The following is a 7,957-nucleotide window of genomic DNA, read 5'->3' as shown; positions in this document are numbered from 1 at the left end:
TTTGTTTACTACCGATTTAAATTTATCCATCACACAGATTATCGAGTATTACGGGGCAAGGTGGAAAATCGAATCCGGGTTCAAAGAACTCAAGCAGGACATAGGTAGCCAGAAAAGCCAGTGCCGTAATGCGCAGGCAGTGACCAACCACCTGAACTTCTGTATGATGGCAACAACGTTAACCTGGATTTATGCTGATCGTTTAAAAACCAATCCGGAACGTCAGCACAAAGTAAAGGGGCGGACCAGTTTTGCCTTTTCAGATATCCGGCGTATCATTGCCGAAGCTGCTTTGGACCCGGATTTTGAAAGGGTTTGCCCCAAATACAGCAGCTCCCCTGTAAATTCGGTGGTAACCGTTTTGTTACGCATGGTCGCTTGATGAATTTCTAGGAAACTTCAGTTCTTTAGCCCCCCCCCCCCAAAAAAATCCTTCAGGCAATATTCGAGGCTAAAAGAGGTTGCTCAGCTTGATGAATATATACCAATTCACCGACATTTATCTGATCAAATAAGTGTAGAATATCAGCATTTTCCATCCTTATACAACCATGAGATTCTGGCTTACCCTGCATTAAATGATCAGGGCAGCCATGAATATAAATATAGCGCCAGGCACTATCCACTTGGCCATAGCGATTTACCCCGGATTGCATACCTCCCAGCCAAAGAATACGCGTTAAAATCCAGTCTCGCTCCGGAAATTCCTGGCTTAACTCAGGTGCATAGATTTCTCCGGTCGCTCGCCGTCCAACAAAAACACTATTTAAAGGCTGCTTATCGCCAATTTTTGCTCTTATTTTATGCCACCCTCTTGGTGTGCACTCTGAACCCATTCTTTCTCCAGCCCCGTTTTTAGCTGTCGAAACCGGATAGCTATTGATAACCGTATTATTTTCTATCAGATCTAGCGTTTGTGTCGCGATACATATTTCGATATATCGATTGGGTAAAGCATCATTAAGCATCTTTTATTTTTTAAATAAAGCAATCGATTCAACATGCCCTGTTTGAGGAAACATATCCATAACCCCAGCCTTAACCAGAGTATAACCTAACTCATTAACTAAAATTCCGGCATCCCGAGCTAAAGTTGAAGGATTACACGAAATATACATGACTAATTCCGGGTCCCACTTTTTAAGATTATGTAATACCTCTGATGCACCCGCACGCGAAGGGTCTAACATCACTTTATTATACTTTTGTCTTGCCCATACCTGGTCACTTACATCTTTACTTAAGTCAGCCACAAAAAACTCAACATTTGTCAGTTTATTAAATTGCGCATTATCTTTAGCATGATTAACCTCGATTCCCACAACATGCCCGGCTTTCGTTGCGATTGGTAGTGTAAAATTTCCTAAGCCACAAAATAAATCCAGAACCCGATCCTGTTCATTAAAATCCATTTCCTGCATGACCCGGCTAACCATTTGACGGTTAATTTCATAATTCACCTGAGTAAACGTCGCGGGTTTGAAGCGAAATGTAATGCCTTGTTCTGGCAATGAATAAGTCAGCATCAATTCAGGCTCACCCTCAATCGGCACTATAGTATCAGGGCCTTTGGATTGCAGACATATAGAAATATTATGCTGATGCCCAAAAGCACGCATAATTTCTTTATCTTCATCAGTTGCAGGTTCCAGTACTCGAAAAGCAAGCACACAATCCTCGTCACCAATAGCAACTTCGATTTGTGGGATTTTATCCTTAATGCTTAACTGCCCAATCATAGCCGATAAATCCATTAGTTTTTCACCTACTATCGGATGCATGACCTTACAGCTTTCCATTTCAGCTAAAAACTGATTGCGCCTTTCTCGGAAACCCACTAATACACGACCTTTTTTTGCCACATATTTAACACCCATACGCGCTTTACGTCGATAGCCCCAATGCGGACCAGTCAATGGTTCCCAGATTTCAGCGATAGCAACTTTACCAATGCGTTTAAATTGCTCTATTAACAAGCCTTGTTTAAACTTTATCTGTTGTTCATTTTGTACATGCTGAAAACTACAGCCCACAACGCCCAAAGTGTGGACATTCAGCATCAACCCGTTCAGGCGCACGAGTGATTAAGGTTTCAACCTTACCTTCGGCGTAGTCTTTACGACTATCCGTATAAATAAATTCTAGCTCCTCACCTGGCAATGCTTCATCGATAAAGACAACTTTGCCATCCACATGCGTTACTCCCCGGCCATCATGAGCCAAAGATTCAATCGTTACTTTTACCGGATCTTCAGGTAATTTCTTTTTCTTATGATATCGTCTACGTGCCATTTTAAATTAAGTCTTATTTTATATAATTAATCCACTACTTAAAAGTAGCGACTAGTACAACAACTTGTACCATTGTATTTATTTGCTATTACAAGCAATTCTCGAATTGAATGCTATATTTCAAATTCTTATAGCCGGGAAGCTAAGTTTATTTAGCTTTTCCCTGTAAAGCCAGACGAATAATATCTTCACAACTTTTATCTTCTTGCGCGATACCTTGCACCATTTTACTGGCATCCTGCGCTTTATAGCCTAAAGCACATAAGGCACTGATTGCTTCTTGTTTAGCATTACTTCTTGGTTGATTTTCGCTACCCTGCCCTGAACTTGTATTATCAATACTGGATTCATCCCGTGCGGGTAATTTATCACGCATTTCGATGATCAAGCGCTCAGCCGTTTTTTTACCCACACCCGGCAATCGAATTAATGCCGCCGTATCATTATCTTGAATACAACGATGAAACTCATCAGCACTTTGCCCGGACAAAATGGTTAGCGCTAATTTAGGGCCTACACCATTTACTTTTATTAAAGCACGGAACATCACTCTATCTACTTCTGTGGAAAAACCAAACAGGATATGTGCATCTTCACGCACCACTAAATGCGTATGCAAATGGACTGTTTCACCCATAGGCGGGAGATTATAAAAAGTGGTCATCGGTGCTTCTATTTCATAACCCACACCTTGCACATCTAACACTAATAAAGGTGGTGTTTTGGTCACTAATTTACCACGTATAAATCCAATCATGAGGGCATGCCTGTCTTTAATCGTCTTTGTGTTTGCTGGAAATTAGCGTGACATATACTAATGCCCAGAGCATCACTGGCATCTATCTGTAACTCACCTGTTATCCCTAGCAAAATTTTCACCATATGTTGTACTTGTAATTTATCGGCTGAGCCTTTCCCAACCACAGCTTGCTTTACCTGTCGTGCTGCATATTCATACACCGGAATATCAAATAATTGTACGGCACAAATTGCTGCACCGCGTGCCTGGCCTAATTTCAGAGCTGAATCTGCATTTTTATGCATAAACACTTGCTCTATTGCCATCTCTGCCGGTTGATATTGTTCAACAATATCGCTGATTCCGGCAAAAATCTGCTTTAAGCGCAGGGGAAAATTATCGCCTTTTATACGCAAACAGCCACTGGCTATATATTGATAGCCAGTGGCTGTTTCGTCTATCACACCAAACCCTGTTAGGCGTGAACCAGGATCTATACCTAAAATTCTCGTCACTTGTTAAGCATCTTCCAGTTGAGCCATCACTTCATCACTAATATCTGCGTTAGAATAAACATTTTGCACATCATCCAGGTCTTCTAATACATCAATTAAGCGCAATATTTTTTCAGCATCATTTACATCAAGCTGGTTCAAAATTTCTGCCTGCATAGTAACTTCTCCACCTTCAGGCTCATAACCAGCAGCAACCATGGCTTCTTTAACATTCAAATAATCTTCCCAGGCTGTCATCACATCTACAGAGCCATCGTCATTAGTGATAACATCTTCAGCACCCGACTCTAAAGCAGCATCCATTAAGCTATCTTCATCTACGCCACTGGCATAACTTATAATGCCCACTTTGTTAAACATATAGGCAACCGCACCATCGGTCCCCAGGTTACCACCCGCTTTTGAAAATGCATGGCGTACTTCTGCCACAGTACGGTTACGGTTATCTGTTAAACAATCAACTAATACTGCAATACCACCTGTTCCGTAACCTTCATAACGTACTTCTTCATAATTGATACCATCCATAGCACCGGTTGCTTTCTTAACCGTATTATCAATGGTGTCACGCTTCATATTTGCACCCAGCGCCTTATCAATGGCTGACCGTAAGCTTGGATTACTAGCCGGATCAGCTCCACCTGATTTTGCTGCAACCGAAATCTCACGAATGATTTTGGTGAACAATTTCCCCCGTTTTGCATCCTGACCTGCTTTACGGTGTTTAATATTCGCCCACTTACTATGTCCTGCCATTATTTCTCTCTATAACGATTTTTTCTGAATTCACAAACTTAAGGAGCGAGAATTCAATAATACCCGATCCTGGGCGTGTGAAAAAAAGTGATTTTAACACAAAAACAGGGAGTAGGCTTTAGCCGTGTATTCAGCAATGAGTGGTCTATTAAGCCTATTTTCCATAAATTATATCAAACCTTTAACTCTATACTGACCTTTGGTTTTTAAAGTAATCTGTATTGCTTTATTAGTATCATTTGTCCAGTACCACCCATGGGTCCCTGTAAACGGGGCAGTTAATACTCCCTCTGATACACTAGCCGTCGTTTCACGATAACTTTTAAAATAACCGGTTTTATCCCCTGCTGGTTCCCCATGAAAATCATAATATAAAATACCCTCACTGCTCCATGCGTAGATAATTTCAGCATTTTTCTGCAGATAAAATTTGTACTCCAGACCTGATTTAGCAGGTATAGTGATTTTCACTATATCTTGCCAATCTGCTAATTGCACACCTGTAGGGCATGATTCTACTTTTTTTACGCTTTCTTGTAAGGGCTGGGCTAATACAGTTAAGCCTAAAGACTTACCTAAACCCGTTGGATCAATACCGTATTCAGCAGGGCCAATAAAAGCTACTAAAATAATAAACGCAAGTAACACAGCACTGATCATACTAATAATCATCGTTTTTAAGGATTGGACTGGTACATTTACATCATTCATAAGCATTACTCAGTAAGTACGTAACCGGCCATTTGATAGCCACACAAGACCAGACCAGCAGCCATCAATAAGGTATTAGTGAGCACTGCAAAACTAAAATAACTATCGAAGCGCCGCCAGAAACTCAAGAGTATTAAAATAAAAAATAAAGCCAGAAACTGACCCAGCTCAACACCAACATTAAATGCCAGTAAATTTTTCCATAGATCGTGTTCAGGCAAATCAAAATCCTGCAATTTTGTCGCTAAACCCAAGCCATGAAATAGCCCAAAAACCAGTACTGCCATTTTAGTATCAGGCTGCCAGCCAAACAATTTCTGAAAACCACCTAGATTATCAAACCCTTTATATACCACGGATAAACCAATGATCGCATCAATTAGATAGGCATTGACGGCTATATTTCCCAATACTCCAAAAAACAGCGTTAAACTATGGCCTAAAGTAAAGAGACTGACATAAATCAGTATATCCCGGGTACGAAACAAAAAGAAAATAACCCCGAGAAGAAACAATAAATGGTCATAGCCAGTGACCATATGCTTAGCACCAATATACAAAAAAGGGCCTATTGCCAGACCCTGATTAGCTTGTAAAAACTGCTGTGTATCAGCATCGACACCATGAGCAACGGCAACTGATATGCACACCAGAGTCAGTAGCATTACTGATAGTGAAGCAGAAAGTCTGACTGGATTTATATATTTTGTTGTACAGCTATTCAACATGGTTTTTTAGTTCCCAATCAATCAGAAGCCTGGAGCTATCAATTATTGTAGGCTGGGTTAGATTAGCAAGCGCAGCGCAGATAACGTAACCCAGCATTTTGCTTATATACGTGTACCTGCCTACGGTATAGCGAATTAAAACGACTCACCAAAGCTATCCTGATATCGCGCTTTAAATTGCTCCATAGTAAAACTATGGTTCTGCGTACCATGATGTTCTATTTTTATTGAACCCAGTAAAGAAGCAATACGACCTGTTGTCGGCCAGTCATATTCATTCATAATGCCAAACAACAGACCAGCACGATAGGCATCACCACAACCGGTTGGATCACTTAACTGTTTAGCCTGTGCAGAAGGGATATCAATACATTCACCTTGAGTATAAATTTTAGAGCCTTCGCCACCTAAAGTGATGACCAAAGCTTCAACTTTCTCGGCAATCTGTTCCAGGCTTAAGCCAGTACGTTCCTGCATTAATTCAGACTCATAATCATTGAATGTTGCCCAGGTTGCTAAACCTAGCAATTCCAATAATTCTTCTCCACTGAACATAGGCATGCCCTGTCCAGGATCGAAAACAAAAGGAACCCCGGCATCAACAAATTCTTGTGCATGCTGCTGCATACCTAATTTACCATCAGGGGAAACAATCCCTACTTCTATACCTGCACCCTCGGGTACCGAGTTAGTATGCGATTCATTCATCGCACCAGGATGAAAAGCAGTAATCTGGTTATCATCTTCATCGGTGGTGATATAAGCTTGCCCCGTGTAATGATCATCTAGCTTGCTAATATACGCACATGAAATTTTACATTGACTCAACCACTGCGCATAAGGTTCAAAATCATGCCCTACTGTCGCCATAATTTTAGGCTGCTCACCTAATAATTTTAAGTTATACGCAATATTACCTGCACATCCGCCAAATTCTCTACGGATTGCCGGCACTAAAAAAGACACATTCAACATATGTACTTTTTCAGGAAGAATATGATTTTTAAACTTATCGTGAAAAACCATAATTGTATCGTAGGCCATAGACCCACAAATCAATGCACTCATATATTATTTCCTTTTTAAATTAAAATTATCATCCAAACAAAAGCTGCTAACGCTAACGATAACATAACTGCTGCGGAACCTATATCTTTTGCCCTGCCTGAAAGTTCATGATGCTCAAGGCCTATTCTATCAATCGCTGTTTCAATCGCTGAATTTAATAATTCAACTAATAACACTGCCACGATACTTCCTACAAGTAAAACCCGCTCGATATTATTGACTGTTATCCAAAAGGCTAAGGGGGCCGTCACTAACAATAGAATTATCTCTTGCCTAAAGGCTTCTTCATGTTTCCAAACCGCCTTAAACCCTGCGACTGAAAAAAAGAACGCATTAACGATACGTTTAAAACCTTTTGCATTTTGTCCCGCCATTTTCCACAAACTCCTGTCAAGTAAAAGTTATTAATTTATTCCGTCAACAGCCAAGACAGAAACTATCGTAAGTTATTGTTTTATATGAATGTATACTTTTTGGCCAATTTAACAAAACTGCAACTATTACAGTCCTTTAACATCGTTTATTGCATTCTATCCACAAAGATATCCACAGATTTTGTGGATAATTCTAAAGTCTCTAAATAACTGATTTAAACTACACTTTTCTCAACTGCAAACAAATACTAAGAAATTGCCTCTTCATATGCCTCAGCATCTAACAACCTATCTAGCTCATCAGCATTGTTTATTCTTAAACTAAATAACCAGGTATTAAATGCATCTTCATTAACCTGCTCTGGTGCATCAGCCAGACTTTCATTAATGGCTATTACTTCACCTGCAACAGGGCTAAACAAATCTGATGCAGTTTTAACTGACTCTACCACTGCACACTGCTCTTCAATAGCTAATTGACGCCCTACTTCAGGTAACTCGATATACACTAAATCCCCTAGCTCTTCCTGAGCGAAGTCTGTGATCCCCACCTTAATCACATTATCAGCTTCTAACTTCACCCACTCATGGGTCACTGCATACTTTAGTTCTTCCGGGTTCTGACTCATTCTTGCTTCACCTGTATTTTTTTAGTTATTATTTTTTTTAGAAAAATCAGTTGCCCATGATTTTTCTGGATTATTCATTTACTATTTACCGCTAAGCATTTTATCCTAAATTACCCTATTGGCCGCTAATATTAAACTGATTACT

10 protein-coding genes and 1 pseudogene are annotated in these 7,957 nt (G+C 40.1%); 1 reads left to right on the top strand and 10 read right to left on the bottom strand.

Annotated elements, in window-relative coordinates; genetic code table 11:
- Window positions 1-382: transposase (locus CDZ78_RS06060; protein ID WP_244559170.1), on the top strand; the 382-nt coding region annotated here is incomplete at its 5' end.
- A gap of 52 nt (window positions 383-434) precedes the next feature.
- On the opposite strand, the gene CDZ78_RS06055 is transcribed toward CDZ78_RS06060, so the two are convergent.
- From CDZ78_RS06055 to gcvH, 10 genes and pseudogenes are all read right to left on the bottom strand, one after another.
- The gene (locus CDZ78_RS06055; RefSeq protein WP_087869197.1) at window positions 435-968 is read right to left on the bottom strand and encodes a L,D-transpeptidase; all 534 of its coding nucleotides are present in this window, start codon (window positions 966-968) and stop codon (window positions 435-437) included.
- A 3-nt stretch (window positions 969-971) separates the two neighbouring features.
- Window positions 972-2,292 (bottom strand): annotated as a pseudogene (gene rlmD, locus CDZ78_RS06050) (23S rRNA (uracil(1939)-C(5))-methyltransferase RlmD).
- A 148-nt stretch (window positions 2,293-2,440) separates the two neighbouring features.
- Window positions 2,441-3,049, bottom strand: a complete 609-nt coding sequence (ruvA, locus tag CDZ78_RS06045; protein WP_087869196.1) for a Holliday junction branch migration protein RuvA — start codon at window positions 3,047-3,049, stop codon at window positions 2,441-2,443.
- Entirely contained in the window at window positions 3,046-3,546 is a 501-nt protein-coding gene (gene ruvC, locus CDZ78_RS06040; protein WP_087869195.1) for a crossover junction endodeoxyribonuclease RuvC, read from the bottom strand. The genes ruvA and ruvC overlap by 4 nt, the downstream gene beginning before the upstream one ends.
- A 3-nt stretch (window positions 3,547-3,549) precedes the next feature.
- Entirely contained in the window at window positions 3,550-4,302 is a 753-nt protein-coding gene (locus CDZ78_RS06035; protein ID WP_087869194.1) for a YebC/PmpR family DNA-binding transcriptional regulator, read from the bottom strand.
- Between the two features lie 168 nt (window positions 4,303-4,470).
- The gene (locus tag CDZ78_RS06030; protein ID WP_087869199.1) at window positions 4,471-5,013 is read right to left on the bottom strand and encodes a hypothetical protein; all 543 of its coding nucleotides are present in this window, start codon (window positions 5,011-5,013) and stop codon (window positions 4,471-4,473) included.
- Between the two features lie 5 nt (window positions 5,014-5,018).
- The gene (locus tag CDZ78_RS06025) at window positions 5,019-5,741 is read right to left on the bottom strand and encodes a HupE/UreJ family protein (protein WP_087869193.1); all 723 of its coding nucleotides are present in this window, start codon (window positions 5,739-5,741) and stop codon (window positions 5,019-5,021) included.
- Between the two features lie 135 nt (window positions 5,742-5,876).
- Entirely contained in the window at window positions 5,877-6,809 is a 933-nt protein-coding gene (locus tag CDZ78_RS06020) for a carbohydrate kinase family protein (protein WP_087869192.1), read from the bottom strand.
- Window positions 6,810-6,823: 14 nt separating this feature from the next.
- Complete coding sequence (locus tag CDZ78_RS06015) at window positions 6,824-7,183, bottom strand: diacylglycerol kinase (RefSeq protein WP_087869191.1); 360 nt, start codon at window positions 7,181-7,183, stop codon at window positions 6,824-6,826.
- A gap of 248 nt (window positions 7,184-7,431) precedes the next feature.
- The gene (gcvH, locus tag CDZ78_RS06010; RefSeq protein WP_087869190.1) at window positions 7,432-7,812 is read right to left on the bottom strand and encodes a glycine cleavage system protein GcvH; all 381 of its coding nucleotides are present in this window, start codon (window positions 7,810-7,812) and stop codon (window positions 7,432-7,434) included.
- Window positions 7,813-7,957: the final 145 nt, after the last annotated feature.

The organism is Bathymodiolus platifrons methanotrophic gill symbiont (assembly GCF_002189065.1).
In the GTDB taxonomy this organism is placed as follows: Bacteria; Pseudomonadota; Gammaproteobacteria; order Methylococcales; family Methylomonadaceae; genus Methyloprofundus.
The sequence above is the reverse complement of the archived record's forward strand: the minus strand, read 5'-3'. Positions and strand labels throughout refer to the sequence as shown.

Coding starts and splice junctions, on each gene's coding strand:
- CDZ78_RS06035 (WP_087869194.1), bottom strand. CDS start 4,302: ATGGCAGGACATAGTAAGTGGGCGAATATTAAACACCGTAAAGCAGGT.
- CDZ78_RS06020 (WP_087869192.1), bottom strand. CDS start 6,809: ATGAGTGCATTGATTTGTGGGTCTATGGCCTACGATACAATTATGGTT.
- gcvH (WP_087869190.1), bottom strand. CDS start 7,812: ATGAGTCAGAACCCGGAAGAACTAAAGTATGCAGTGACCCATGAGTGG.
- CDZ78_RS06055 (WP_087869197.1), bottom strand. CDS start 968: ATGCTTAATGATGCTTTACCCAATCGATATATCGAAATATGTATCGCG.
- ruvA (WP_087869196.1), bottom strand. CDS start 3,049: ATGATTGGATTTATACGTGGTAAATTAGTGACCAAAACACCACCTTTA.
- CDZ78_RS06025 (WP_087869193.1), bottom strand. CDS start 5,741: ATGTTGAATAGCTGTACAACAAAATATATAAATCCAGTCAGACTTTCT.
- CDZ78_RS06030 (WP_087869199.1), bottom strand. CDS start 5,013: ATGAATGATGTAAATGTACCAGTCCAATCCTTAAAAACGATGATTATT.
- CDZ78_RS06015 (WP_087869191.1), bottom strand. CDS start 7,183: ATGGCGGGACAAAATGCAAAAGGTTTTAAACGTATCGTTAATGCGTTC.